The following is a 26,013-nucleotide window of genomic DNA, read 5'->3' as shown; positions in this document are numbered from 1 at the left end:
ACTGGATAATCCTTCATGCTTCAGTGCTGGCCTTGAACGGCGGCCTTGGTGTCGATCTCGGGTTCGACCGACATGCCGGAGCGCAGCAGGCCGGCAAGGCTTGCATCATCGAGCGTGATCTTGACGGGAATGCGCTGGACGATCTTGGTGAAGTTGCCGGTCGCGTTGTCCGGAGGCAGCAGCGAGAATTCCAGCCCGCTTGCCGGCGACACGCTATTGACGTGGCCTTTGATCTCGGCGTCCGGGAAACTGTCGACCTTGATTTCGACCGGCTGGCCCGGGCGAACATAGGTCAACTGTGTTTCCTTGAAATTGGCGACGACATAGACCGCATTGAGCGGAACGACAGCCATCAGCTGCGTGCCCGCGGTGACGAACTGGCCGACGCGCAGCGTACGGGCGCCGACCGTGCCGTCTACCGGGGCGACAATCTCGGTATAGGAGAGGTTCAGCTCAGCCTGATGGGCGGCGGCGGCGCTGCGATCGCGCTGGGCGACGGCCTGGTCGTGCTGGGTCTGAAGGACCGCGATCTTCTTCTGTTCGGCGATGAGAGCTGCCTGATCGCGCTGAAGGTTGGCTGCGGCCTGGTCACGTGCCGATTGGCTTTGTTCGGCGCGCTGCGTGGTGCCGGCGCCATTGCGGATCAGGTTCTGCGAGCGCTGCGAGTCCGCTTCGGCGAAGGTCAGCGAAGCCTGCGAAGCGACGATGGTGGCCTTGGCCTGGTCGATGACGGATTGTTGCAGGGCGATTTGCGCATCGAGGTTGGTTATGGCAGCCTCGGCGGCTTTGACATCGGCCTGAGCCTGGGTCAGCGCCGAGCGATAGTCGCGGTCGTCGATGCGGGCGAGTATTTGGCCGGCCTTGACGTGATCGTTGTCGTTGACCAGCACCTCGGCGATATAGCCGGAAACCTTCGGAGCTATCGTGGTGTAATCGGCCTTCACATAGGCATCGTCGGTCGATTCAATGAAGCGGCCGGTCGTCCAGTATTGGTAGCCATAGTCGCCGATAAAGGCGGCGCCAGCCAGCAATGCGGCGGCGATGATCGTGCACTTGACGATCTTGCGGCCAGACTTGGACTTCGGGGCTTCAGCGGCAGGGGTTCCCGTAGCAGGCGCCTCGGCGACGGCGGGGGTTTTCACATCTGCTTCCAGGACAGTCTGAAACTGCTCCTTGCGCGGCAACTCAACCATTGTCTCTCTCCATAGTCTCGACCTCTGTCTCGAGGTCCGTGTTTCGTTGGGTGGACAATGCACCGTGACGCGTCACGTGATAATGTGCATATATCGGGAAGGATCATCAACTCAGAGCGGATAATCGGGGAGCAAAATGGACAGGCTGACGAGCCTCCAGGTGTTTGGTCGCGTGGTGGAATGCGGCGGGTTTTCGGCGGCCGCCAGACGTCTCAACATGTCGGTCACCATGGTCGGCAACCATATACAATCATTGGAGGATCGGCTCGGCGTCCGGCTGCTCAACCGCACCACGCGCAAGGTCAGCCTCACCGAAACCGGCAAGCTTTATTATGAGCGGTCGAGCCAGATTCTCGCCGATCTGGAGGAGGCCGACAGCGCCGCAGGCGCGGCGACGTCGATGCCGCGCGGTACGCTGAAATTCTATACCAGCACGCATATCACTCGCTTCCTGTCGCCAGTCATCAGCGAGTATTTGAGCCTCTATCCGTCCGTGAGCGTCGACTTGAGCATTGGCGAGCGAATGATCGATCTGATTGAGGAGGGCTACGATCTCGCCATCCGCACGACGATGCCGGCCGATTCGAGCCTGGTGGCGCGACGGCTGACGCCCTGGCGGCACGTGCTCGTCTGCTCGCCGGACTATATCCGCACGCATCCGGCCGTGACGACGCCCGCCGATCTCGCAAGCCACAATTGCCTGCGCTACTCCTATTATCCCTATGGCGACGACTGGCGCTTTTTCAACGAGGCCGGGGAACAGGTGAGCGTCAAGGTCGGAGGCAATATCGTCACGACGAGTGCCGACACGTTGCGCTATATGGCGCAGAACGGTCAGGGGATTTTCCTCGCGCCTAGCTTTGTCATCATGGACGACGTGGTTTCCGGCGCGCTAGTGCGGCTGTTGCCGGACTACAAGCCTGCGGAATTCTCCATCAACGCGATCTATCCCAACCGCACCTATTTGCCGACGAAAACGCGGTTATTCATCGACCTGGTCGCGGAGCGCTTTGCCGAACATCGGAAATGGATGAGCTGAGGCGACAAGAATCCTTCAAATAACTGTCACGGACCTCGGATAAATAGCCGGCTACTCTGGTGCTCGATCTATTTTCGTTGCTGCCGGACCTGAAGCCGGAGGTGCGTGAGATCATGTCGACGCTCCAGCAAGTCGCCTTTCGTGCCGGCTGCTCGGTTGCGACTGCCAGCCGGGTGTTGAACCGCAATGGCCCGGTTAGCGACGAGATGGTGCGCCGCGTGCGTCGCGCCGCAGCCGAGATCGGTTACCGCACCAGCGGCCGTGCCGGCAATCGGCGGCCGGCGATCGGCGTGCTCATTCCCAGCATCACCAATCCGGTCTTCGCGTCCTCGCTCTCCAGCATCCAGAGCCGGGCCTTGCATGCGGGGCACAGCGTGCTGATCGCGCAATCGAACTATGATCCGGCGCAGGAGGCCGATGCCGTCGCATCGCTGCTCCAACAGCAGCCGACCGGCCTCATTCTCACGGTCTGCGATCCTGAACATAGTCCCGCTCTTTCTTCCGCTCTGCCGCCGACCGTGCTGCTCGGCAATCTGCCGACGGCACGCTTCACCGCCGCCGTCGCGACAGACAATTTCGGCGCCGGCCGGGATCTGACCGATTATCTGCTGCGCAAGGGGCATAGCCGTATCCTGTTCATCGCCGGTCATTTCGCGGCATCGGATCGAGCGAGGCAGCGCTATCTCGGATACATCAGGGCGATGGAGGCGGCGGGCCATCCGCCTTTCGAGCCCTTGGAGATTTCCTTCGTCAACAGCCTGGACCAGCTCGATCTCTCGGATGTCGTGTCGCGTCTGAAACCGACGGCGATCATAGCTTCCAATGATCTCCTGGCCATCGGTGTCATGGGCGCGCTGCGACGCCAGGGGCTTTCGATCCCGCGCGATATCTCCGTTGCCGGTTTCGATGGTATCTCCCTCGGCCTGCTGATGGAGCTTTCGTTGACGACGGTGGAGATACCGGAAGTGACTATGGGTGCGGCCGCGGCCTCTCTGCTGCTCGACATGGCGGAGAATGCCGCGCCGCCGCGCCATCTGACCGTACCCTATCGGCTGCGGCCCGGCGGAACGGTCAGCAATCTTTGAAATTGCTCCAGCGCGCTAGCAAACGAAAGCGCCGCCTCCCGGAAGAGAGGCGGCGCGGCTTTCGTCGTCAGATCGAAATATCAGCTGCGCGGCAGCATGCCTTCGACGTCGGAAGCGGCGTCGTCAAGCGCTTCCTTCGGCGTGGCCGAGCCGTCGACGATGCGCGACAGGTTGTCGACGATCGTCTGGGTGACCTTGACGCCGTTTGCGCCGGGGAAGGCGTACCACGGGATCATCAGCGGCATCTGGTTGAGGCTTGCCTGGAAGAGCGGGTTCTTCTTGTAGAAGTCGCCGAGATAGTCAGCCGATTTGGCGGCAAGCTCGTTGTTCGGAACATAGCCGGTGCCGGGCACGACGACCGAAGCGCCATAGGGGCCGGCGGCGAACTTGGCAAACTTCCAGGCGGCGTCTTCCTTGGCCGGATCGTGCGTCAGGATGACGACGGCGTTGCCGCCGGTCGGCAGACGACCGTTGACGGGGTCGATCAGCGGGATCGGGGCGGTGCGCAGGTCGAACTTGGTGCCGACGTTCTTGATCGTGTTGATCAGTGCGCCGGTGGTCTGGAATTCGAAGCCGACTTTACCGGCGGCGAAAGCCTGTTCGCCTGCAGCCTTGGTGAACACCGGCATGCCGCCTTCCTTGACGAAACGCTCGATCATGTCGACGGCCTTCTGGCCTTCCGGACCGTTGAAGGCGACCTTGGTTTCGTCGTCGCTCAGCATCTTGCCGCCAGCGCCGAAGAGAAGGGCGGAGAACATCCAGTCGTCGCCCTGCCAGCGGAAATCGATGCCGTCGACGCCGTTGCCGAGCGCCTTGATCTTGCCGCCAAGCGCGATGACTTCATCCCAGGTCTTCGGCGGGTTGTTCGGGTCGCCGCCGGCTGCCTTCACGAGGTCGGCGTTGTAGTACATGATCGGGTTCGACGTCGCGAAAGCGAGGCCGACCTGCTTGCCCTTGACCTGGGCGAGCTTGAGAATGGTGTCGGAGAAGCCCTGCGCGGCCATGTTGCCGTCCTTCTGGACGAGCGGTCCGAGATCGACGGCGACATTGCGCTCATCCATCATACGCAGGCGGTTGAGGCCGATGAAGGTGACGTCGGGCATTTCATTCGTGCCGGCTTCCCGCAGGATGGTCTGGATACCTTCCTCGTAGGTGGCCGAAGGAGCAGCGAACTGGATCTTGATATCCGGATTTTGCTCCATGAACTTCTTCGAGATCGTGTCCATCACGTCCTTGAAGAAGCCGGGCATCGGATAGTGAACCGTCAAGGTCGTTTCGGCGTAGGCCGGAACCGCCACAACCATCGAGATGGCCGTGGCGGCGAGAATCTGGGTGATATGCTTCATCGCTCGTTCTCCTGTTCGAGCATGATGCCGAAAAGTGTAAGCGGTTTCGGACGACATCATGCTCTACTTCTTTGATTCTAGAGCGGATTCAGATTTTAGATCGATGCGATTTAAAATCATCCGCTCTAGGGAACCGGTCATCCCTTGAGACCGGTCATGGTGATGCCCTCGACGAAGCGCTTCTGCGCGAGAAGGAATGCGACGACGAGGGGAAGGGTGATAATCAGCGTGGCGGCCATCAGCGCGCCGTAGTCGTCGCCGGCCTCGGCAGCGCGGAAATACATGAGGCCGAGCGGCGGCGTCGCGTAGTCCTGCTTGCTGATGACGATCAGCGGCCAATAAAGGTCATTCCAATGCGCCACGACCGAGAAGATCGCGAAGGCGGTCACCGCAGGCCAGGCGTTCGGCACGATGACGCGGCCGACGATACCGAGTTCCGACATGCCGTCGAGGCGGGCGGCGTGGATCAGATCGTCGGGCATGGCGCGGAAGAACTGCAGGAACATGAAGATCGCGAAGACCGAGATCGAGAAGGGCGCCACCAGCGCGGTGTAGCTGTTCAGCAGGGAAAGATTGTTGAAGGCGACATAGAGCGGCAGTGCCGTGGCATGGATCGGGATCAGCAGGCCGAGCATGATCAGCACCATCATCGTGCGCGCGGCGCGGAACTTCAGCTTGGCCATGGCATAGGCACAGGGGATGGCGATCAGCACCTGGAAGAAGAAGATCAGGCCGCAGACGAGGACGCCGTTCCAAAGCAGTGTGCCCATCGGCACCTTGCTCAGCGCATGGGTGATGTTCTCGACGTAGAAGATATGCGTCGGGATCAGCTTCAGGGCGGATGTGAAGATATCGTCCTGCGCCTTGCCGGCGGTCGAGATCATGAAGATGTAGGGCGCGAGGAAGACGATGGCGCCTGATATCAGCAGCGAGAGACGCAGAATGCGGCCGGGGGTGAAGCCAGAGGAGGTCATGTATAGTGCACCTGCCGGTCGAGAACGCGATATTGCAGGAAGGTCAGCACCACCAGGATGGCAAGAAAGACCGTCGTCATCGCCGAGGCATAGCCGACCTGCAGATAGACGAACCCCTGCTGATAGATGGTGAAAAGCAGGACTTCCGACGCATGGTTCGGGCCGCCATCGGTCAGCGTCTTGACGGTATCGAAGACCTTGACGGCGTTGATGATGCTGATGGTGGTTACAAACAAAGTCGTCGGCCCGAGCATCGGCCAGGTGACCAGCCAGAAGCGGTCAAGAGCCGATTTCGCGCCATCCACCTCCGCGGCGGCGTAGAGTTCACGCGGGATGGCGGTGAGGCCGGCGAGGAACAGCACCATGTTGAAGCCGACAGTCTGCCAGACGCCGATGATCGACAGGCTGTAGAGCGCGGTTGCCGAAGAGCCGAGCCAGTTCGGGCGCGGCAGGCCGATTTCAGCCAGCATGGCGTTGATCGGGCCGATGGTCGGATGGAAAAGATATTGCCAGACAGTCGCCATGGCGACGATCAGCGAGGCGACCGGCAGGAAATAGGCGGTCCTGAAGAAACTGCGGCCGATGCCTTCGCTTTCGATCAGCAGCGCCACGCCGAGGCCGAGCACGATCGAGACGGGCGCGACGATGACGGTATAGATCGTCGTGTTCCACAGGGACTTCTGGAATGTCCGGTCGCGGAGCAGGTGCGCGAAATTCTCGAAGGCGACGAAGCGGAAGCTTTTGTCGCCAAGCTGGAAATCGGTGAAGCCGAGAAAGACGACCGCGACGATCGGCAGGAGAACGAAAAGCACGATCAGGATGATGGCAGGCAGCGCCAGCAGCAGGGCCGTGCGAACCTCGCTACGCTCGCGCGCCGCCACCGACTGCATCGGCATGGCCGTGGCGGCGATGCTAGCCATGGGCCTTCTCCCTGGTCGCATCGACTGTAACGGGCACGGCGCGCAGGCGACGGCCGTCTTCGGCAAAGACCATCGCCTGTTCGGCCGACAGGGTCAGCGCAACTGGCATGCCGGCGGAAAGGCCGACAACTTCTGCTGGCGCGAGCTTGACGACCATGGTTTCGCCGATGGCGTCAAGCTTGGTATAGAGAATGACTTCGGAGCCGAGGAATTCCAGCCGCTCGATATGGGCCGCGAGTGCATCCTGACGGCCCTGGGTGAGGCGAACGAATTCCGGCCGAATGCCGAGCGTGACATTGTTGCCGGTAAAGCTACCGTCTTCCAGCGCCAGCCTTATGCCGCCGAAGGCGACGGTGCCGTTGTCGGCCAATGCCGGCAGGAGGTTGATACGCGGCTGACCGACAAAGCGGGCGACTTCGATATGGGCCGGATCGTCATAGATCGTCTGCGGCGTGGCGAGTTGCAGCAATTGGCCGCCGATCATCACGGCAACGCGGTCGGCCATGGAAAGCGCCTCGGCCTGATCGTGGGTGACATAAACGGTCGGCACGCCGGCGCGGCGATGCAGCTCGACGATTTCGCCCCGGGCATGGACGCGCAGGTTGGCGTCCAGATTGGAGAGCGGCTCGTCCATCAGGAAGACGCTAGGCTGGCGCACCATGGCGCGGGCAAGCGCCACGCGTTGCCGCTGGCCGCCGGACATCTGGCCGGGCTTGCGATCGAGCAGATGGTCGATCTTCAGTGAAGTCGCCATCTCACGGACATCGCGGAGGATGCCGGTGCGGACGCTCTTCTGGCCGGGGATCAGTCCGCCGACGAAGGGCAGGCGCTGGATGCGCGTCAGTCGGCGCATGGCGAGCGGCACGGCGATATTTTCCGATGCGGTCAGATGCGGATAGAGCGCGTAGGACTGGAAAACCATGGCGATATTGCGGTCAGCCGCCGCCACACCCGAGATGTCATTGCCGGAAACAAGGATCTCGCCGCTGTCGGCGTGATCGAGCCCCGCGAGGATGCGCAGCAAGGTGCTCTTGCCGCAGCCGGACGGGCCGACGAGGGCGATGAACTCGCCGGGCTCGACCTCGAGGCTGACACCCTTCAGGATGTCGTTGGCGCCGAAAGATTTGGTGACGCCGCGAAGCGAGAGCGTGCTCATACCGTCGGCTCCCGCTGAACCTTGTGGGCCTCGTGCGGATAGACCTCCTCGACGACATCGTCGAGGAAATACGTCTTCATACCGGGAATGGCCACGATCTCGGTCGCAACGTCGTCACCGAGGGTGTGGACGGCGGCACCGATCAGGCGTTCGCCCGGCATCAGGCGCTCCATCTTGTCGAGGATGAAGGAGGCAGCCGGCGCCCAGACCAAAGCCGTTTTGTCGAGCTGCCCCTTCCAGGCCCAGTGCAGGTGGCCGCTGGCGAAGAGGGCGACGTCATGGGCCGCGATCAGATCGTAGAAACGGCGGCGCTGTACCGGGCGCACGCTCCAATAGCCGGTGTCGCCTTCGTTCGGCTCATCGACGAATAGCGGTTTGTGGGCGAAGAGCGCCACGCGCCGGTCGCCGCGGCTCTCAAGCATATCTTGCAGCCACGCGAATTGGGCCTTCTCTTCGGCGTCCTCGAAGCCCATCAACAGGCTGTCGAGGCCGATCAATCGCCAGTTTTCTAGATCTTCCGCCCAATAGTCCGGGCCGACCAGCCGACGCCAGCGCTGCAGCCGTTCAGTGTTGACGGGTTGGAGAGAGCCTGGCAGATGGCCGACATCATGATTGCCGGGTACGATCAGCATCGGCACGGAGATCTGCCGCATCAGGTCCATGGAAAAGGCGATATCCTCATCCTTGTCGGCACCGTCGACGCTGAGATCGCCGGTATGAACGACGAGATCGGCACCGCTCGCTTCGATCCACTGCGCCAGGGGCTCCCAATTGCCGTTGAAATGCGGCTTGCTCGGGCTGAAATGCGTGTCGGTGATCTGGATGATCTTCAAGGCGCTTCTCCGAAAATCTTAAAAGGAGAGCGCTTGCGGAGGGAAATTCCTTCAAAACCGGCGCTTCTCGCCGCTCTGTTTAGAAGGCCCTGATGTCAGTTAAGTAACGGGTCTTTTCACCTGTTTTTCAGTTTTGTCACATCATCGTCAAATGGCGCCGGTGCCGAATTGAAACACTATACGCAGGTGGTGCAGGTGCTATAGATCGTTGCCGAAAGGGAACAGAAATGTCAGACGAACAAAGCCGTATCACCGCACTCGAAGAACAGGTGGCCCATCAGGCCAAGACGATCGAGGAACTGTCCGATCAGGTGGCGGAGCAGTGGAAAGTGATCGAGCAGACACGGCAGAAGCTCGACCGGCTGACCGAGCGCTTCCTGACGCTGGAAGAACAGTCCCTGGACGCCCCGCCCATCACCAAACCGCCCCATTATTGAGGGCTCTATCGCATAGCTAGATCAACAAGCCCTGGCCGCCGTCGACGAAGATCGGCGTGCCGGTGATGTGACGGGAGCGCTCGGAGGCGAGGAACAAGACGGTTTCGGCGATGTCGTCGGCGCTGCAGGGTTGGCCATCATTCAAGGGAATATTGCCCTTCGGCCAGACGACGGGAATGGCGGCTTCTTGCTGGTTGCGCTTGACGGTGCTTTCGGAAATGTTGGTAACCACGCCGCCGGGGCAGACCGCATTGATGCGGATACGGTGTCTGGCAAGTTCGAGAGCAAGATGCTGGACGACAGTGATCTGGGCGGCCTTGGAGGCGCTATAGGCGGTGGCGCCGGCATTGGTGAAGGTGCGTGTGCCGTTGATGGACGAGATGACCACGATCGAGCCGGCACCTTGCGCTTTCAGATGCGGCACGGCGTAGTGCAGCGTCAGATAAGTGCCGCGCAGATTGACGGCGATGGTCCGGTCCCATTCCTCGGGCTTCAGATCGTCGATTGGCGCCCAGACGCCGTTGATGCCGGCATTGGCGAGCACGATATCGAGCCGGCCGAAATGCGCGATCAACGTGCCGACGGCAATTTCCATGGCCGCTTCATCGGCGACATCGGCGATCAATCCCAGCGCCTTTCCGCCGGCAGCGACAAGCGCCGTTACGGTGTCGTTGACCTCCTTCGCCCCATGGCCGAGAACGCCGATTGCCGCGCCTTCCGAGGCCAGCCGAAAGGCCGATGCTCGGCCGATGCCCGACGTTGCGCCGGTAATCAGCGCGACTTTTCCCGATAGCTCCATTCCATTCCCCTCTGGCTGCTGCCTGTGGCAAACCCGTCGGCGCAGCGATCATTCCCAAGTTCTAACCCGTTCGCCGGCGATTCCGGCTGCGGCGCATCATCACGTTTCGGTGTTTCACACGCCTGTGTGTAACAAAAAGCGCGGTCGTCCCGTATCCCCTGGTGACGAGAGATTTTATAATCGCTGCCAGGAGGAGAAGATCATGAACGGTCCATCGAAAGATACGATCCGCAGGACATTGTCGCGCGTTGCCCGTCCTGCCGCCTTTGCCGTCGGCGCGGTCTTGCTTGCCGGCGTAGCACTGCAATTTGTCAGCCGCGCCTCGGCCGAAGACGCGCGCGTCATTCCGGCGCCGATCGTGGACGAAAAGGCGGGCTCCGCCAGCGCGGAAACCACCATTCTCGCGGGCGGCTGCTTCTGGGGCGTGCAGGGCGTGTTCCAGCACGTCAACGGCGTCATCAGCGCCACGTCGGGCTATGCCGGCGGCAACAAGGACGCGGCCCATTATGAGATGGTGAGCACCGGCGATACGGGGCATGCCGAATCCGTGCGCATCGTCTTCGATCCGCACAAGATCAGCTACGGGCATCTCTTGCAGATCTACTTCTCCGTCGCCCATGATCCGACGGAGCTCAACTATCAGGGGCCGGATAGCGGCACGCAATATCGCTCGGCAATCTTTCCGACCAACGCGGAGCAGGCCAACGTTGCCAAGGCCTATATCGACCAGCTCAATCATGCCAAGGTTTTCGATGGGGCTGTTGTCACCAAGATCGAGCCGGCGCGGCAGTTCTATGCTGCGGAGGACTATCACCAGGACTTCCTGACGACGCATCCCAATTACCCCTACATCGTCATCAACGACCTGCCGAAGATCAAAAATCTGCAACGCATTTTCCCGAAGGACTATCGCGCCGATCCGGTTCTGGTCGAAGCGAGCGCCTCGGCGAAGTAGCGCCGTTCGACCTGCTTGAAGTGCTGGCGATGCTGGCCGATCACGGCAGCTTTGCAGGAAATGCTCGTTACTCTTGCGATGCCTGGTGTATTCCTCCATTCCCCAGGCATCAAACAGAGTGCTCTTCGTCATGATCGTCCGTGACCGACCAGGTCTCTTCCAGCTTTTCTTCATAGTTCGCGGTTCGATTATCCGCCAGATACTGCCGCAGATCGTCGTGATCTTCCTGCTGTCGGCGCTGATCGTCTGGGGGCATCAGGAGCGGCCGAACGTGATCCTCTCGTTCAGCGGTTCGCCGTTCGCGCTGCTCGGCATCGCGCTTTCGATATTTCTCGGCTTTCGCAACAACGCCTGCTACGACCGCTGGTGGGAGGGACGGCGCAATTGGGGCCAGCTTGTCTATGCGGCCCGCGGCTTCGCCCGTCAAACGCTGATATTGGAGGCGACAGGGGAGGCCGGTGGTGCGGCGCGACGGAACCTGCTGCGCTTGACTATGGCCTTCACGCAGGCGCTGGTTTGCCATCTGCGGCCGGGCGGAGACGAGAGCAAGGTTTTGCGTCATCTGACGCCGAGCGAAGTCGAGTTCTATCGCACGGCTCAAAATCGGCCGGATCTGCTTCTGCGCCTGATGTCGGCCGACCTAGCGCGTTTGCGGGCCGGAGGCGGAATTTCGGATATCCAATATCAGATGCTCGATGCCAGCGTCGGCCAGATGGGGGCAGCGCAGGCAGCTTGCGAACGCCTCCGCAATACGCCGCTGCCCTTCGGCTATACGCTGCTCTTGCATCGTACGGCCTATCTCTTCTGTTTCCTGCTGCCCTTCGGTTTCGTGGATACGCTCGGCCGGGGCTCGCCTTTTGTGGCGGCCCTCGTGGCCTATACCTTCTTCGGCCTCGACGCGCTGGGGGACGAGTTGGAGGATCCATTCAGCAACCGCCCGAATGCGCTGGCGATCGGTGCTCTCGCCGATACGATCGAGATCAATCTGCGAGAAGCGCTTGGCGAAACCGATCTGCCGCCGCTGCCGCAGCCGAAGGATTTCGTGCTGATGTAAGCAATCGGCAAAAATATTCGCCGGTCCATGGAATAAGGCCGCCTCAGCTTCCGTATATTGGGGTATGGAACGCAAAGGACGCACATTCGATGTTTTGGGGCAGCTCGGTTCGCTGAGACGTTATGCCCGTTCGCTGGTCCGCAACGCGGATGAGGCGGAGGACCTGGTGCATGATGCGCTGGTCAAGGCCTACGAACGGAAGTCGTCGTTCCGCCGCGGCGCGAACCTGCGAACCTGGCTGCTTTCAATCCTGCACAATGCCCATATCGACCGGCTGCGACAGGCCCGTTCGCTCAATCGGCGCCATGAAGAGGCTGCCGCCGAATTCGATCAGTCGCTCCCGGCTTCGCAAGATCATGCGGTGCGTCTGAAACAGGTGCGCGACGCATTCTTTAATCTGCCGGAAGAGCAGCGCGAGGCGCTGCATCTCGTGGCGATCGAGGACCTTTCCTATCAGGAGGCAGCATTCGCGCTCGGCATTCCCGTCGGGACGCTGATGTCCCGCATCGCCCGCGCGCGCGCCAGCCTGAGGAATTTCGAGGAGACATCGCGCGCGGGCTCGCATCTCCGGCTCATCGAAGGAGGCGGCAATGAAAACAATTGATCCCGTCATCGACGCCGATCTCGACGCCTATGTCGATGGTGAACTGGCTGTCGCGCGCCGTGTCGAGGTGGAATCCTACCTTTCGGAACATCCGGCGATCGCTGCCAAGGTCATGGCCGACAAGAGCATCCGCGGCGAGCTGCGCATGGCGCTCGCTGGCGAAGGACTGGCGGCGAAGGCGGAAACGCGCGAAGCCGCACGGCGACTGGAGCGCGGGCTCGCTTATGGCTGGGTTCTGAACTCGTTCCAGCGGGTTGCCGCTGTCGCCATGCTGATGGCGGCCGGCTGGGTCGCGCACACGTCCTTCGGCGCCTTTACCGCGAGCGAAGTCAACGCATCCGTTCCGGCGCCCGCTTTCGTCGATGATGCGGTGCAGGCCTACCGGGCAACGGCCGTTCGCGAAGCGATGAAATCGCAGCCGGCGCATGCGGCCTACAATCCGGACGAGATCCGCGCGTCGACGGCGATCGTCCTGCCGACACTGCCGGAAGGCTGGCACGTCACCGATGCGCAGATTTATCCGTCCGATTTCGGCCCGAGCGTTGAATTGACGGTCAATGCCGGCCAAGGCGGGCAATTGTCGCTGTTTGCCGTCCGTCCAGGCAATTTCGCCGTCCAGAAGGTCAGTCATGTCAAGCGCGACAACGTTCAGGCTGCGTATTGGCAGATCGGCGAGGTTGCCTACGCGCTGATTGGCGACGGCAAGGCGGCCGTACTCGACGGCGAGGCCGAAAAGCTCGCCCGTACCTTGTATTAGTTTGAATTAAAGGAGAACGACCATGAACCCGACCAATCCGCGATACAGCTATGGAGCCGCCGCCGGCTCGCAGGCGCTCTTCGACGAAGGCCTGCGCAAGCATATGCTGCGCGTCTACAACTACATGGGCATCGGCCTTGTGGTGACCGGCATCGTTGCGCTGATCGTCGGTACGACACCGGCGCTCTATGTGCCAATCTTCCAGACGCCGCTGAAGTGGGTCGTCATGCTGGCGCCGCTTGGCTTCGTGCTGTTCTTCTCGTTCCGCATCCAGTCGATGTCGGCGAGTACCGCGCAGACGATGTTCTGGGCATTCTGCGCCGTCATGGGCCTGTCGCTCGCCTCAATCTTCCTGGTCTTCACCGGCACCAGCATCGCGCGGACCTTCTTCATCGCCGCAACCATGTTCGGCGCGACCAGTCTCTATGGCTACACGACCAAGCGTGACCTTTCCAACATCGGCTCGTTCCTGATGATGGGTCTGTTCGGCGTGATCATCGCCGGCGTCGTCAATATCTTCCTGGCTTCGAGCGCGCTGCAGTTTGCAATCTCGGTCATCGGCATCGTCGTCTTCGTCGGCCTGACCGCCTGGGATACGCAGAACATCAAGGAGCAATATGCCGAGAATTACGACCAGGAATCCTCGCAGAAGCTGGCCGTCTTCGGTGCCCTGTCGCTCTACCTGAACTTCGTCAACATCTTCCAGCTTCTCCTGAATTTCACGGGCGAGCGGGAGTGATCCAGACAATAGATTGCGTCCCACTGGGGGTTAGTAGGGACGCATGACGCGCCTGCGGTATCTGCGCCGATACCGCAGGCGCAACCTTTTTGAGATCAGGAGCCGGCGCATTCGTCCAGCCGGTCGCGCAGCATGCTCCACGGGAGCAGCATGTTCGGCGCATGTTTGAGCAGGCCGTGAAACGGGATCGGCGCCGGCGGCGCGAAGGGGATCGGCAGATCGTCGGGCTTTGCGCCCGCAGCCCAATCGCCCAATACACGGCCCATGGCCGTCGTCATGGCGATGCCGCGGCCGTTGCAGGCAAAGCCAGCGACAAGGCCCGTGGCAAGATCTACCAGATGCGGCAGGAAATCCGGCTCGACGGCAGCGATGCCGGACCAGCTATAGGCAAGCGGCGGAATATCCCTGAGATTCAGATGACGGGCGAGGCGCCGGTGGATGGCGCGCGGCACGCGCTCATCCGCGCCTGGGCCGATGACATGCATGCCGCCGGTAATCAGCCGATTTTCGGCATCGAATCGGAAGGTGAAGAGATTGCGCCGCGTATCGGAAACGCATTGGCCGCCTGGCAACAAACGTTGCCGTGCCGAAGCCGGCAGCGGCTCCGTTGCGATCTGGAAGACCTTGAGCGGAAAATAGGTGCGCGCCAGCATCGGATTGAGCCGGCCGCCGTAGGCATTGGCGGCTACGACGACTTTGCCGGCCCGGACCTTTCCGCCTGTGGTTGTGAGCACCCATCCGTCGCCTGCGTGTTGGATCGAACCAACGGGAGAATGTTCGAAGATGCGCGCGCCTGCCGCTTCGGCAGCCGCGGCAAGACCATATGCATAGCCGACGGGATTTAAAACGCCGCCGGACTTGTCCATCCAGCCGCCGAAATAACCGTCCGCGCCTGTGGTATCTCGAACCGCCTGCCGATCGAGGATCACGGCCGGACGTCCGCGGCTTGTCCATTGTTCGGCACGAGATTTGACCTTTTCGAACGCGGCGGGCGAATGTGCCGGCTGAATCCAGCCGCTTTGCAATGCATCGCAATCGATATCGTGGCGCCTGATCAGATCGAAGACCAGATCGGCGCTGCCGGCGGCCATCTGGATCAGTCGCTCACCACGCTCGGGGCCGAGATGTGCGATGATGTTATCGGGATCCATCTTGGCGAAGTTCGGCACCACGAAACCGGCATTACGGCCGGTCGCTCCCCAGGCAACGATTTCAGCCTCCAATACCACGACCGAAAGCCCTTTTTCCGCAGCATGCAATGCCGTCGAGAGGCCTGAGAATCCGCCGCCGATGATGGCGAGGTCGGCATCGATATCGGTTTCCAGCGGCGGTCTGGTTTTGCGGTTACAGCTGGTGGCGTGCCAGAGGGAGATTGGTTGTTTCTGCTGGTCAGGCTTGTCTGCCGATGAGGGACTTCTGTACATGGCCCCTCACCCCAACCCTCTCCCCGCCGATGCGGGGAGAGGGGGCGCTGCTGTTGCGGACGTGGCTATCTCGCTTCGTCGTCCCCTCTCCCCGCGTTGCGGGGAGAGGGCTAGGGTGAGGGGCCAGCGTCGAGAGTGCGGCAAAACAGGACATGCCTGACAAAAACCATACCTCATGGCGTCGCACCGCTTTCATCGATGACGACCTTTTGTTTCCGCTTGCCGAAGCGCGGGCGGCGGGGCATGTCGCCGAAGAGACCATTGGGGCGGATGAGCAGGATGACGCAGAGCATCACGCCGATGGCGACGATCTGCAGCGAGGCGGCGCGGGCTTGTTGTTCCGGTGTGAAGAGCACGCTGGTCAGCGCGCCGGAGCCGGCCCATATCGCCCAGACGAGGATGCTTCCGATGACCGCGCCCTTGTTGCTGCCGGAGCCGCCGACAATCAGCATCACCCAGACCTGAAAGGTCAGCGTAGGCACGTAATTGTCCGGGGCGATGAAGCCGATGAAATGCGCCTGCACCGCACCCGCCAGCCCCATGATCGCGCCGCCGACGGCGAAGGCCTGCACCCGGTAGAAGCGCGCGCTCTTGCCAAGCGAAATGGCGGCGCGTTCGTCTTCGCGCAGCGCTTTCAGCACACGTCCCCAGGGACTGCGCGACAGATGTTCCAGGGCGAGGAAAACAATCAGCGTCACCACGGCGGCGACGGCAAGATTGGAGAGATTGAACAGCAATGGTGTCTCGGCCAGGGCGGCGAAGGGGCGCGGAATGAAACCAACGCCGAAAGGACCGCCGGTCAAGCTCTGCGCATTCAGTGCCACGAGCTGGACGACGACGGCGACGCCGAAAGTGGTGATAGCGAGGTAATCGGACCTCAGCCTGAGGGTGGCGATACCGGTGATGGCCGCGGCGGCGCCGGCGATCACCATGGCGCCGAGCCAGCCGATCAGGATCGGCATGTCGAAACCGCCCAAACGGCCGGCCGTGTCCGGCGTCGTCAGGAGCGCCGACGTATAGGCACCAATGGCGACGAAGCCGGCGAGGCCGACGTTGAAGAGGCCGGTCAGGCCCCATTGCAGGTTCAGTCCGAGGGTGATCAGCGAGAAGATCAGCGCCGTGGTCAGGAAGAATGCGCCATAACCGACAAGATCCATCATCGTTCCTTCACTCCGAAGAGGCCGATCGGCCGGACGAACAGCACCGCCATCAGGATGATGAAGGAGACGGCGGCACGCCATTCCGCGCCGATCAACTGCACCGCGCCGGCTTCTGCCAGGCCGATGATCAGTCCGCCGAGGACGGCGCCGGGCACGCTGCCAATGCCGCCGAGGATGGCGGCGGCAAACATCGGCAACAGCATGTCGAAGCCCATCAGCGGCCGGATCTGCACGAGAATGCCGATCATCACGCCGGCGACGCAGGCGAGCGCTCCACCGACCAGCCAGGTGACGCGCACGACCTTGGCGACATCGATGCCGACGACGCGGGCAAGCGCCGGGTTCTGGCTCAGCGCCTGCATGGAGCGGCCGGTCTGCGTGCGCGTTATCAGAAGATGCACGCCGAGAACGAGGATAGCGGTTACCAGCAGCAGCACGATCTGATCCGGGGTGATGCGGATGCCGAAACCAATGGGCATGGCGATCTGGATGGCGCGGCTGAAATAGGTTGGCCGCGAGGTAAAGAGAAATTCCAAGAGACTGCGCAGCGCCATTGAGGCGCCGAAGCTCGCCATAACGACGATGATCGCCTGGCCCTTGGCCCGCAGCCGCGCGAAGAGAACCATGTCGAGGAGCAGCGCCAGCAGGCCTGTCAGCCCCATGGCGATGATGACCGCTACGATGAGCGGCCAGCCGAAGGAGAGCGGGCCGATCGGCGCGATCTTGCCGAACATGGCGCCGATGGCGCTGACGACGGCGAGCGTCGCATAGGTGCCCCAGGCCATGAAATCGCCATGGGCGAAGTTGGAGAAGCGCAGGATCGAATAGGTGAGCGTCACGCCGATGGCGCCAAGGCCGATCATCGAGCCGGTCAGCAGCCCATCGACAATGAATTGCAGGCTCATGCTGCGCCTCCCGACTTGGTGTGCGACGGGCGCTGGCCGAGATAGAGTTCGGCGACGACGGGGTCGTTCCAGAGTTCAGAGGCAACACCCTCATGCCGGTCCTTGCCCTCGACGAGGACATAGGCACGGTCGCCGATCGCCAATGCGGCCTTGGCATTCTGCTCGACGAGCAGGATGGTGACGCCCCCTTTACGGATCTCAGTCAGCATCTCGAAGACCATGGAAACGAATTTCGGCGAGAGACCCGCCGAAGGCTCGTCCAGCACCAGCACCTTCGGATGCACGATCAGGGCGCGGGCGACCGCCAGCATCTGGCGCTGACCACCCGACAGGTTGCCTGCGGCAATGCGGCGGTGGCGGGCGAGATCGGGGAAGGTCTCGTACATCTCCGCGATACGGCCAGGGATCTCTCTTGGCTTCAGGATGCCGCCGGCCACTTTCAGATTGTCCTCGACCGACATCAGCGGGAAGACATTTTCCGTCTGCGGCACGAAGGCGAGCCCGAGTCGGACCATGGTATGGGCGGGTGCTGCGGTAATGTCCTTGCCATCGAGCAAGACCGTGCCGCCGGTGACCGGCACGAGGCCGGCGATCGCCTTGATGAAACTTGATTTGCCCGCGCCGTTCGGGCCGAGGACGACGACGATCTCGCCTTGATGGACCGTGATCGATGCGCCGCGAACGATCGGGACGCCGGGCTCGTAGCCGGCGATGAGGTCGCGGACGAGAAGGGCGGTTTCGCTCATGCCGCACCCCCGAGATAGGCTTCGATGACCCTTGGATCGCGCGCGACTTCGTCGGCCGTGCCTTCACAGAGCAATTGGCCTGCCGCCATGACGAGAACGCGATGGCAGAGGCGGGTCACCATGTCGATATTGTGTTCGATCAGCAGGAAGGTGATGCCGCGCGCGTTGATGTCCTTGATACGGTCGATAATGACTTCAAGCAGTGTGGCATTGACGCCGGCTGCCGGCTCATCGAGCAGGATGATGGCGGGATCGGCCATCATGACGCGGGCAAGCTCCAGTAGCTTGCGCTGGCCGCCGGAGAGCACGCGGGCGGGCTCATGCGCCAGCCGCGTCAGGTTGACTAGCTCCAGCAGCTCCGCCGCCTTGTCGCGCGCGGCTTTCTCCTCGGCCTTGACGCGCCAGGGTTTCAGGAAGTTTGCCAGCAGCCCTTCGCCGGCCTGGGATTGCGCGGCCAGCATGACGTTGTCGAGCAGCGTCAGATTTGGAAAGGGGCGCGGGATCTGAAAAGTGCGGCCGAGACCGCGGCCGATGCGGCGGTGCGCGGCTTCCCCGGACACAGCCATGCCGTTCAGCACGATCTCGCCGCTGTTCGGCTGAACACTGCCGGCAAGCAGATCGAACATCGTCGTCTTGCCGGCACCGTTCGGGCCGATCAGACCGAGGATTTCACCGCGGCGGACGTCGAAGGACACGTCGTTGACCGCGGTAACGCCGCCGAAGCGCCGCACCACGTTTTTCGCCGTCAGAACGGGTGGACGGGTGTCCTCTTCCCGCCGTTCGCTCAGTGCACTCATGGATCCCTCTGGCCGAAGACGATCCTTGCCGCCTTCTGATTTTTGATTTGTGATCACACTTGTAATGATCACGCTAATCGGCTTTAATCCTCTCTGCAAGCCAAAAGCGGGGAGGCCATGCAAAAGACGGCTGTCGTGAAAAGCAACGACCCCATTGCCGCTCAGCTCGCGCCCGTCGGCCGCGAGACCGTGCAGGATCGCGTCTATCTGGAGCTTCGCCGGGCGCTGATCGGCGGCTTGTTCGAGCCGAGCCAGGTGCTCACCATTCGCGGCCTCGCCGATGCCCTGATGACCAGCACCATGCCTGTTCGCGAGGCTCTGGGCCGTCTGATCACCGAAAAGGCGCTGGAGGCATTGCCGAACCGCTCCGTCCGCGTTCCGCCGATCACGCTCGAGCGCATGGACGATCTCTTACGTGCCCGCATCCTGATCGAGGGCGAAGCGATCGCGCTTGCGGCGACGCGGATGGCCTCGCGTCAAGTCTCCGTCATCGAAAGCATGCTCAGCGAGTGGGACGAGATGCGGGCGCTGAAGCTTAAGAAGGATGTCGACCGCGAGGTCACCCTGAATCAGAGCTTCCATTTCGAAATCTATCGCGCTTGCGGCTCGGCCGTGCTGATCCCGATGATCGAGAGCCTATGGCTGCAATCCGGCCCCTGCATCCGCGTGGCGATCTATGCTTTCTCCGAGGCCGGCGAGGTCGATACGGCGCATTTCCATCGCAGCATCGTGGCAGCGCTCTCGGCTCAGGATGCCACGGCTGCCCGCGAGGCGCTGATCGCCGACATCAGCCGGCCTTTCAATTTTCTCCGCAACAAGCTGCAATCCGAAGCGGCAAGCAAAGGTATGTCATGAGCACGCGCGCCATCCGCATCACCGAGCCCCGCTCCGCGCTTTCCGTTACCGCCGTGCTGCTCGACGGCAAGGCTCCGGACAATGTGGAGTTCCTCTGGACCTATCTGGCCGAGCCGCGCATTGTGCCGGGTATCCATGCCATGTGGACGGGACCGGAAATCTCCTGCCCGATCCCGCCGGATCATCTCGTCGGCAGCGAATGGGCAAATCCCCTGCCGGCGGAAAACGCGACGTTGACGCCGCAGCCGGGCGATATCGTGCTGAGCTATGTCCCGGCGCGCGTCTGGGGCGGAAGCCCCAACCCGATCTTCGATATCGGCCTGTTCTACGGGCAGGGTGCTCGACTGCTGTTCCCGATCGGCTGGTTGCCGGGCAGCGTCGTTGCGCAGGTGCGGCCCGAAGAGCGCGAGCATTTCGCTGCGGCCTGCGGTGTTATTCGCCGCAACGGCGCCTGCGACGTGACTTTCGCCCGCGTCATGGAGGTCTGAGATGAGCGCGGCAGACGATTCCTTCGAGCTGTTCGACCTGCGTGTCGAAGCCGTCATTCCCGAGGGCAAGCCGATCTATTGCGGCGCCAAAGAGGGCGATTATTTCGAGCTCAAGGGCGAAATGCTGTCGCTGCCACCGGGGCAGGGTTTCTCCATTTATTCCATTTCCGCCGTATTGCCGCTGCTCGCGGCCAAGCAGCGGCCCACCCATAAGAACGACTGGATGACATCCGACGCCGAGATCGCCTGTCCGGACCCGAACTGCGCGAGCCGCCTCAGGATCATCCGAACGGGCAAGCGGCGGTTCAGCCATGCCGAGACGACGGCAGTGCCGTTGCCCGAGGAGAATAAATAGATGAATGCCAAGACTTTCGAACTCAGCCCTGGTTATTCGATCTCGCGCGTCATTCGCGGTGGCTGGCAATTGGCCGGGGGTCATGGGTCGATCGACCGAGCGCAGGCCGTGACCGACCTCATCGCCGCTTTCGACGCCGGCATCATCACTTACGATTGCGCTGATATCTATACCGGCGTCGAAGAGCTGATCGGCGCTGCACGCCTGCGGCTCGCCAAGGAGCGCGGGCTCGACGCCGCCGCCAGGATGAAGGTGCACACCAAGCTGGTGCCTGATCTCGAAGTGCTGTCGCGCATCAGCCGCGATTATATCAGGGGAATTGTCGAGCAATCGCTGCGGCGGTTGAAAACCGAGCGGCTGGACCTCGTGCAGTTTCACTGGTGGGATTATGCGCTACCCGGCTATCTCGATGCGCTCGGCTGGCTGGACGAGATGCGGCGGGAAGGCAAGGTCCGCAATGTCGGCACGACGAATTTCGATACGCCGCACATCGCTGAAATCCTGAAAGCCGGCATTCCTCTCGTCAGCCAGCAGCTGCAATATTCCGTGCTCGACCAGCGGCCGGCAAACAGCCTGACAGCACTTGCTGCCGACAACAATGTCCGCTTCCTCTGCTACGGCTCCGTCGCGGGTGGATTCCTCGGCGACAGATGGCTGGGCCAGCTGGAACCGGAGATGCCGCTCGAGAACCGTTCACTGATCAAATACAAGCTGATCATCGACGATTTCGGCGGTTGGGAACTGTTCCAGTCGCTGCTTCAGACATTGAAGGCCATCGGCGACCGCCATGGCGTCGATATCGCCACTGCTGCCAGCGCCTGGGTGCTGGAGCAGCCGCAGGTGGCTGCCGCCATCGTCGGCGCCCGCAATCAGGCGCATGCACTCGCCAATGCGAGGATCATGGATATTGCGCTCACAGCAGAGGATCGGTCTCAGATTGCCGCGATCATCGCGCAGAGCAACGGCCCACTCGGCGATGTCTACACGCTGGAGCGCGACCGCACCGGGCGGCATGGCTCAATCATGCACTACAATCTGAACGCGGGGAAAAAATGAGCACGAGCCCATCCCTCTTCGAGCGCGCCAAGGCCGAAATCATCGACCTGCATCGCTATTTCGCCGACTGGTATAATGCAACGGACCACAACCAAACGGATTTCAGCCGGTTCGAAAAAGTCCTGGGTGAGGAGTTCCGCATCGTCACGCCGGACGACGGGCGCATTATCGAGCGCGATACCATCATCAACCATGTCCGGGCCAACCGTGGCTGTTTTCACGGTGATTTCGTGATCAAAATCGACGACGTCAGGCCCGGCTGGGAGGCCGCCGGCATCATTGTCGTCACCTATGTCGAGGCACAATTTCGAGCGGGCGCCTGGAGCTGGCGGCGGTCAAGCGCGCTTTTTACCGAGAGTTCATCGATGCCGAACGGTGTCGAATGGCGGCATCTGCATGAAACCTGGCTGCAGGCGCCGGAGACGAAACAGGCTTAACCACTGAAATAGAAGTCGTGCACCTAACAAGGGGAACAAAGATGAAAAAGACGATATTTCAAATCACCACCGCTCTGGCGCTCCTTGCTGCGGCGGGCGTTGCCAACGCGGCAGACTGCAAAATCACCGTCGGGCTGGTCATGGAATTGACGGGCCCCGCCGGCGAATATGGTCAGGCGGGCGCGAAATCGGTCGAAATGGCCTTCCGCGACATCAACGCCGCCGGCGGCGTGCGCGGCTGCGATCTGGTAACCGATACGCGTGACAGCCAGAGCCAAGGCAATGTCGCCGTCGACGCCGCGACCCAGCTCGTGCAAGTGAAGAAGGTGCCAGTCATTATCGGCGGCATCATCTCGTCGGTCTCGATTCCAATCCTGACCTCGGTCACCGCACCGGCCAAGATCGTGCAGGTGTCGCCGGCCTCGTCCTCGCCGACGTTGACGGCGCTCGGCCGTGACGGCAAGACCAACGGCATCTTCTTCCGCACCATCACATCTGATGCGCTGCAGGGCGTGGCGGCCGCGAAATACGCGATCGACAAGGGCTTCAAGAAGCTGGCGGTCATTCACGTCAACAGCGACTTTGGCGTCAACATGGTGAAGGAGTTTTCTCGTGCCTATAAGGCGCTCGGCGGCACTATCGTGTCCGACACGCCCTATAACGAAAAGCAGTCGAGCTACGCCTCGGAAGTCACCGCCGCCATGGCGGGCAATCCGGACGGCCTCTACCTTGTCAGTACGCCGGTCGATGGAGCAACCATCGCCCGCACCTGGATTTCACAAGGCGGCGTGCAGAAATTCCTGCTCAACGACGGCATGAACAGCCCGGATTTCATCGACTCGGTCGGTGCCGACTACCTCAAGGATGCCTATGGCACGTCTTCTGGTACCAGCCCGACGGCTTCGACCGACTATTTCATGAAGAACTACAAGGATTTTTCGGGCATCGAACCGTCCAACCCGGCGGCGGACCGTTCCTATGACGCCGGTGCTATCGTCGGCCTCGCCATCGCGATTGCTGGCTCGGACGATCCGGCCAAGATCAAGGATGCGATGTATAAAGCAGTCGATCCCCAAGGCACGCCGATCTATGCCGGCAAGGATGAATTCGCCAAGGCGCTCGGCTTGATCAAAGACGGTAAGCCGATCCGCTATGAGGGCGTCATAGGCCCGGTCGCCTTCGACAAATATGGCGACATCACCGGCCCGTTTCGTCTCTGGAAGATCACGGACGGCAAGGTGACAACGGACGGCGAAATGTCGATCGATGATGTCAACAAGCTGCAGGCGCAGTTGAACAAATAAGGCCTGCGGTTTCTTAGATTTTCTTTTCGTTTCCATGGGACGCCCGGCAACCACTCGGTTGCCGGGCGTTTCTGCGCGCCCGATTAGGATGGAAATTTAGACCGTTCCAAAAATCAATGACGATACTCTTGTAAATCGAAATCCGGGCACAATGCCTATTTGGCTCTCGAAATGCGAGGAAAGCCGCGCATTTCCGGCTGCCTTTAGCCGCTATCGCTATACTTTCGAATTTACCAATTGACAACGTTTGGAACGTTCCAAATAATCGTCCGTGACGACGGATGGAGACCCTGGAGGAGATTCATGAGCAAGGGACGTGTCACGGTCATCGATATTGCGCATGCCGCTGGCGTGTCGAAGTCGACCGTGTCGCTCGTTCTGCAGGGCAGCCCGCTGGTCAATGAAGCGACACGGGCCAAGGTCAATGCGGTGATCCGCGAGCTCGGATACGTCTATAATCGCGGCGCCGCCAACTTGCGGCAGGCGAAGTCGAAGATTGTCGGCATAGTCGTCAACGATCTCACCAACAGCTTCCTTGCTGAGCTCGCCGTCGGCGTCGACATGGTCGTGCAGTCGGCCGGCTATGTGCAGTTCCTGTCCAATACCGGCGAGAGCATAGATCGGCAGCGTGAGGTCGTCGCCTCGATGCGCGAGCACGGCATTTCCGGCCTGATCGTCTCGCCGGCGCGCGGCACGGACGCGGCCGACTTCAAGCCGCTCACCAATGCCGGTATTCCGGTGATGATCGTCGTGCGCAATATTCCCGGTGCAAAGGTCTCGTCGCTGGTGTCTGACAATTTCGCCGGCGCGTCCGCGGCGGTCGAGCATCTGGCCGGCCTCGGCCATCGCCGCATCGCTTTCATGGGCGGTTTTGCCAACACCGCCGTGTTTGCCGAACGGCTCGGCGGCTATCGTGATGCGCTGGCCAAGGCGGGAATCGCTTTTGATGACGAGCTCGTCGTTGCAACCGCGCCCTCGCGGGCCGGCGGCGTCGAGGCGGTTGGTCGCGCGATGCTGCTTGCGCATAAGCCGACAGCGGCCTTGTGTTTCAACGATGCGGTCGCCTTCGGCGTCTGCGATGGTCTGAGGGCGCGTCGGCTGGAGCCGGGTGTCGATTTCGCTGTGGTCGGTTTCGACGATGTGATCGAGGCCGAGAGTGCAGTGCCGGCGCTGACGACGATTTCCGTCGATCCGCAGGGCATGGGCCGGCGGGCGGCGCAATTGCTCCTGAAGCAAATCAATTCCGGCAAGGTGGAGGCGGAGGCGATCGTCAGCGCTGTGCGGTTGGTAGTGCGCCAGAGCTCCGGAACAGCGCTGGACGCAACGGCAAGGAGGGCCGTGTCATGACAAGTGGAGGTGTAAAATGGGGCCTGATCGGCGCAAGCACGATCGCCCATGAATGGATGATCAACGCCATTCGTGCAACTGGCGGCGATGTCGTCTCCGTCATGAGCAGGGACGCGGAGCGCGGCCGTGCCTATGCAGCCGAAAACGGTATTGCCCAATCGGTGACGGATATCGCGGATCTCGTCAGCGATCCGGATGTCGATGCCGTCTACATCTCGACAACCAATGAATTGCATCGCGACCAGACCTTGGCGGCGGTGAAGGCCGGCAAGCATGTGCTTTGCGAAAAGCCGCTGGCACTGACGCTGGAAGATGCGCGTCTCATGGTGCAGGCGGCGAAGGGCGCCGGTGTGGTCATGGGCACCAACCATCATCTGCGCAATGCCGCAAGCCACCGCGCCATGCGGGAGGCAATTGCGGCCGGGCGCATCGGCAAGCCGCTCAGCGCCCGCGTTTTCCATGCCGTCTATCTGCCGCCGCATTTGCAGGGCTGGCGCCTGGACAAGCCGCAAGCGGGTGGGGGTGTCATTCTCGATATCACCGTTCATGACGCCGACACGCTGCGCTTCGTGCTGAATGACGATCCGGTGGAAGCGATCGCCCTCGGCCAGCACGGCGGTATGAGCAAAGCCGGGCTTGAGGATGCTGTTATGGGCGCCTTGCGGTTTAAATCCGGCGTCATCGCGCAGTTTCACGACGGCTTCACCACGAAATATGCGGAGACCGGCTTCGAGGTGCACGGTACCGATGGATCGCTGATCGGCCGCAATGTCATGACGCAGCAGCCTATCGGTCATGTCTTCCTGCGCAACAGGGACGGTCAGACGGAGCTGCCGCTTCATCACCACAATCTCTATGAGACGGCGCTTGCCGCCTTTCATGCCGCGATCGAGGGGCGGGGAAAACCGTCAGCCACCGGCGAAGACGGCGTGTGGTCGTTGGCGGCGGGCCTTGCCGTCGTCAAATCGGCCGCCACAGGTGAAGCCGCCAAGATTGATCCAGGACTTTGAGCGTCGCAATGAATAAGCATATCACTCCCGCGGCGGCAGCGACGTTTGCGACAGCTCGGTCATGCCGCGCGTGCGGTAACGATTTACCCTCTCCCCATTGGGGAGAGCGACTGTCTTTTTGGTCAAGCTGGTTGCCATTGTTTTTGATCCCGGATGATGGCATTGAGGATGGTTAGCAGCTTTCGCATGGTGGCGACGATAGCAACGATCTTTGGCTTGCCGGCAGCGACCAGTTTGT

Annotated in this window: 28 protein-coding genes and 1 pseudogene; 16 read left to right on the top strand and 13 right to left on the bottom strand. The window is 61.7% G+C overall.

The genetic code is table 11. The annotated features are described in order from the left end of the window. Positions 1-20: 20 nt before the first annotated feature. On the bottom strand, positions 21-1,193 hold the full coding sequence (locus PY649_RS23225; protein ID WP_285871104.1) for an HlyD family secretion protein: 1,173 nt from the start codon (positions 1,191-1,193) through the stop codon (positions 21-23). Between the two features lie 136 nt (positions 1,194-1,329). Between PY649_RS23225 and PY649_RS23220 the strand changes: the two genes are divergently transcribed. Together PY649_RS23220 and PY649_RS23215 are read left to right on the top strand one after the other, a co-directional pair. After that, positions 1,330-2,232: a LysR family transcriptional regulator gene (locus PY649_RS23220; RefSeq protein ID WP_285871102.1), complete on the top strand. Its 903-nt coding sequence runs from the start codon at positions 1,330-1,332 to the stop codon at positions 2,230-2,232. A gap of 113 nt (positions 2,233-2,345) precedes the next feature. Next, the gene (locus PY649_RS23215; protein WP_285871173.1) at positions 2,346-3,317 is read left to right on the top strand and encodes a substrate-binding domain-containing protein; all 972 of its coding nucleotides are present in this window, start codon (positions 2,346-2,348) and stop codon (positions 3,315-3,317) included. A gap of 80 nt (positions 3,318-3,397) precedes the next feature. Here PY649_RS23215 and PY649_RS23210 read toward each other — a convergent pair whose 3' ends face one another. The 5 genes from PY649_RS23210 to PY649_RS23190 form a co-directional block, all read right to left on the bottom strand. Next, positions 3,398-4,663, bottom strand: a complete 1,266-nt coding sequence (locus PY649_RS23210) for an ABC transporter substrate-binding protein (protein WP_285871101.1) — start codon at positions 4,661-4,663, stop codon at positions 3,398-3,400. A 137-nt stretch (positions 4,664-4,800) separates the two neighbouring features. Further along, positions 4,801-5,637 carry a carbohydrate ABC transporter permease gene (locus PY649_RS23205; protein WP_285871100.1) on the bottom strand — a complete coding sequence of 279 codons (837 nt, stop codon included), beginning with the start codon at positions 5,635-5,637 and terminating at the stop codon, positions 4,801-4,803. After that, positions 5,634-6,557: a carbohydrate ABC transporter permease gene (locus PY649_RS23200; RefSeq protein ID WP_432761395.1), complete on the bottom strand. Its 924-nt coding sequence runs from the start codon at positions 6,555-6,557 to the stop codon at positions 5,634-5,636. Before PY649_RS23200 ends, PY649_RS23205 begins: the two co-directional genes overlap by 4 nt. Further along, positions 6,550-7,713, bottom strand: a complete 1,164-nt coding sequence (locus PY649_RS23195; RefSeq protein WP_285871098.1) for an ABC transporter ATP-binding protein — start codon at positions 7,711-7,713, stop codon at positions 6,550-6,552. Before PY649_RS23195 ends, PY649_RS23200 begins: the two co-directional genes overlap by 8 nt. After that, complete coding sequence (locus tag PY649_RS23190) at positions 7,710-8,546, bottom strand: metallophosphoesterase family protein (RefSeq protein ID WP_285871097.1); 837 nt, start codon at positions 8,544-8,546, stop codon at positions 7,710-7,712. Before PY649_RS23190 ends, PY649_RS23195 begins: the two co-directional genes overlap by 4 nt. A 227-nt stretch (positions 8,547-8,773) precedes the next feature. Between PY649_RS23190 and PY649_RS23185 the strand changes: the two genes are divergently transcribed. Further along, entirely contained in the window at positions 8,774-8,983 is a 210-nt protein-coding gene (locus tag PY649_RS23185; RefSeq protein WP_285871096.1) for a SlyX family protein, read from the top strand. Positions 8,984-8,999: 16 nt separating this feature from the next. Here PY649_RS23185 and PY649_RS23180 read toward each other — a convergent pair whose 3' ends face one another. After that, the gene (locus PY649_RS23180; RefSeq protein WP_285871095.1) at positions 9,000-9,782 is read right to left on the bottom strand and encodes an SDR family oxidoreductase; all 783 of its coding nucleotides are present in this window, start codon (positions 9,780-9,782) and stop codon (positions 9,000-9,002) included. 202 nt (positions 9,783-9,984) lie between these two features. On the opposite strand from PY649_RS23180, the gene msrA reads away from it, so the two are divergent. The 5 genes from msrA to PY649_RS23155 all read left to right on the top strand — a co-directional run bounded on the left by msrA (position 9,985) and on the right by PY649_RS23155 (position 13,891). Next, on the top strand, positions 9,985-10,737 hold the full coding sequence (msrA, locus tag PY649_RS23175; protein ID WP_285871094.1) for a peptide-methionine (S)-S-oxide reductase MsrA: 753 nt from the start codon (positions 9,985-9,987) through the stop codon (positions 10,735-10,737). A gap of 130 nt (positions 10,738-10,867) precedes the next feature. After that, positions 10,868-11,791: a bestrophin family protein gene (locus tag PY649_RS23170; protein WP_285871171.1), complete on the top strand. Its 924-nt coding sequence runs from the start codon at positions 10,868-10,870 to the stop codon at positions 11,789-11,791. Between the two features lie 64 nt (positions 11,792-11,855). Continuing rightward, positions 11,856-12,395, top strand: coding sequence for a sigma-70 family RNA polymerase sigma factor (locus PY649_RS23165; RefSeq protein WP_285871093.1), 540 nt, complete (start codon positions 11,856-11,858; stop codon positions 12,393-12,395). Beyond that, positions 12,382-13,152: an anti-sigma factor family protein gene (locus PY649_RS23160; protein WP_285871092.1), complete on the top strand. Its 771-nt coding sequence runs from the start codon at positions 12,382-12,384 to the stop codon at positions 13,150-13,152. The genes PY649_RS23165 and PY649_RS23160 overlap by 14 nt, the downstream gene beginning before the upstream one ends. 22 nt (positions 13,153-13,174) lie before the next feature. Further along, positions 13,175-13,891 (top strand): Bax inhibitor-1/YccA family protein, encoded by a 717-nt coding sequence (locus PY649_RS23155; RefSeq protein WP_285871091.1) that lies wholly within the window; start codon positions 13,175-13,177, stop codon positions 13,889-13,891. A gap of 95 nt (positions 13,892-13,986) precedes the next feature. On the opposite strand, the gene PY649_RS23150 is transcribed toward PY649_RS23155, so the two are convergent. From PY649_RS23150 to PY649_RS23130, 5 genes are all read right to left on the bottom strand, one after another. Further along, entirely contained in the window at positions 13,987-15,315 is a 1,329-nt protein-coding gene (locus tag PY649_RS23150) for an NAD(P)/FAD-dependent oxidoreductase (protein WP_285871089.1), read from the bottom strand. A 173-nt stretch (positions 15,316-15,488) separates the two neighbouring features. Then, entirely contained in the window at positions 15,489-16,475 is a 987-nt protein-coding gene (locus tag PY649_RS23145) for a branched-chain amino acid ABC transporter permease (RefSeq protein ID WP_285871088.1), read from the bottom strand. Next, positions 16,472-17,380: a branched-chain amino acid ABC transporter permease gene (locus PY649_RS23140; protein ID WP_285871086.1), complete on the bottom strand. Its 909-nt coding sequence runs from the start codon at positions 17,378-17,380 to the stop codon at positions 16,472-16,474. The genes PY649_RS23145 and PY649_RS23140 overlap by 4 nt, the downstream gene beginning before the upstream one ends. Next, complete coding sequence (locus tag PY649_RS23135; RefSeq protein ID WP_285871084.1) at positions 17,377-18,126, bottom strand: ABC transporter ATP-binding protein; 750 nt, start codon at positions 18,124-18,126, stop codon at positions 17,377-17,379. Before PY649_RS23135 ends, PY649_RS23140 begins: the two co-directional genes overlap by 4 nt. After that, a complete protein-coding gene (locus PY649_RS23130) occupies positions 18,123-18,923 on the bottom strand; it encodes an ABC transporter ATP-binding protein (protein WP_285871082.1) in 801 nt (266 codons plus the stop codon). The genes PY649_RS23135 and PY649_RS23130 overlap by 4 nt, the downstream gene beginning before the upstream one ends. A gap of 117 nt (positions 18,924-19,040) precedes the next feature. On the opposite strand from PY649_RS23130, the gene PY649_RS23125 reads away from it, so the two are divergent. From PY649_RS23125 to PY649_RS23090, 8 genes are all read left to right on the top strand, one after another. Then, complete coding sequence (locus PY649_RS23125) at positions 19,041-19,778, top strand: GntR family transcriptional regulator (protein ID WP_285871081.1); 738 nt, start codon at positions 19,041-19,043, stop codon at positions 19,776-19,778. Continuing rightward, positions 19,775-20,266, top strand: a complete 492-nt coding sequence (locus PY649_RS23120; RefSeq protein WP_285871079.1) for a DUF3830 family protein — start codon at positions 19,775-19,777, stop codon at positions 20,264-20,266. Before PY649_RS23125 ends, PY649_RS23120 begins: the two co-directional genes overlap by 4 nt. A 1-nt stretch (position 20,267) precedes the next feature. After that, a complete protein-coding gene (locus PY649_RS23115) occupies positions 20,268-20,621 on the top strand; it encodes a TIGR04076 family protein (RefSeq protein ID WP_285871078.1) in 354 nt (117 codons plus the stop codon). Then, positions 20,622-21,677: an aldo/keto reductase gene (locus PY649_RS23110; protein WP_285871077.1), complete on the top strand. Its 1,056-nt coding sequence runs from the start codon at positions 20,622-20,624 to the stop codon at positions 21,675-21,677. Then, positions 21,674-22,114: a DUF4440 domain-containing protein gene (locus PY649_RS23105; RefSeq protein WP_285871076.1), complete on the top strand. Its 441-nt coding sequence runs from the start codon at positions 21,674-21,676 to the stop codon at positions 22,112-22,114. Before PY649_RS23110 ends, PY649_RS23105 begins: the two co-directional genes overlap by 4 nt. Before the next feature lie 41 nt (positions 22,115-22,155). Next, the gene (locus PY649_RS23100; RefSeq protein WP_285871075.1) at positions 22,156-23,418 is read left to right on the top strand and encodes an ABC transporter substrate-binding protein; all 1,263 of its coding nucleotides are present in this window, start codon (positions 22,156-22,158) and stop codon (positions 23,416-23,418) included. A gap of 303 nt (positions 23,419-23,721) precedes the next feature. After that, positions 23,722-24,765 (top strand): LacI family DNA-binding transcriptional regulator, encoded by a 1,044-nt coding sequence (locus tag PY649_RS23095; RefSeq protein ID WP_285871074.1) that lies wholly within the window; start codon positions 23,722-23,724, stop codon positions 24,763-24,765. Beyond that, on the top strand, positions 24,762-25,775 hold the full coding sequence (locus PY649_RS23090) for a Gfo/Idh/MocA family protein (protein ID WP_285871073.1): 1,014 nt from the start codon (positions 24,762-24,764) through the stop codon (positions 25,773-25,775). Before PY649_RS23095 ends, PY649_RS23090 begins: the two co-directional genes overlap by 4 nt. A gap of 122 nt (positions 25,776-25,897) precedes the next feature. Here the strand turns inward: PY649_RS23090 and PY649_RS23085 are convergent. Further along, positions 25,898-26,013: pseudogene (locus PY649_RS23085) on the bottom strand (IS110 family transposase); the annotation flags it as partial.

It is taken from the genome of Rhizobium mayense, from assembly GCF_030272705.1.
GTDB classification, from domain to species: domain Bacteria; phylum Pseudomonadota; class Alphaproteobacteria; order Rhizobiales; family Rhizobiaceae; genus Rhizobium; species Rhizobium mayense.
Note: the sequence above shows the minus strand (reverse complement) of the source record. Positions and strands in the feature narration are given on the sequence as shown.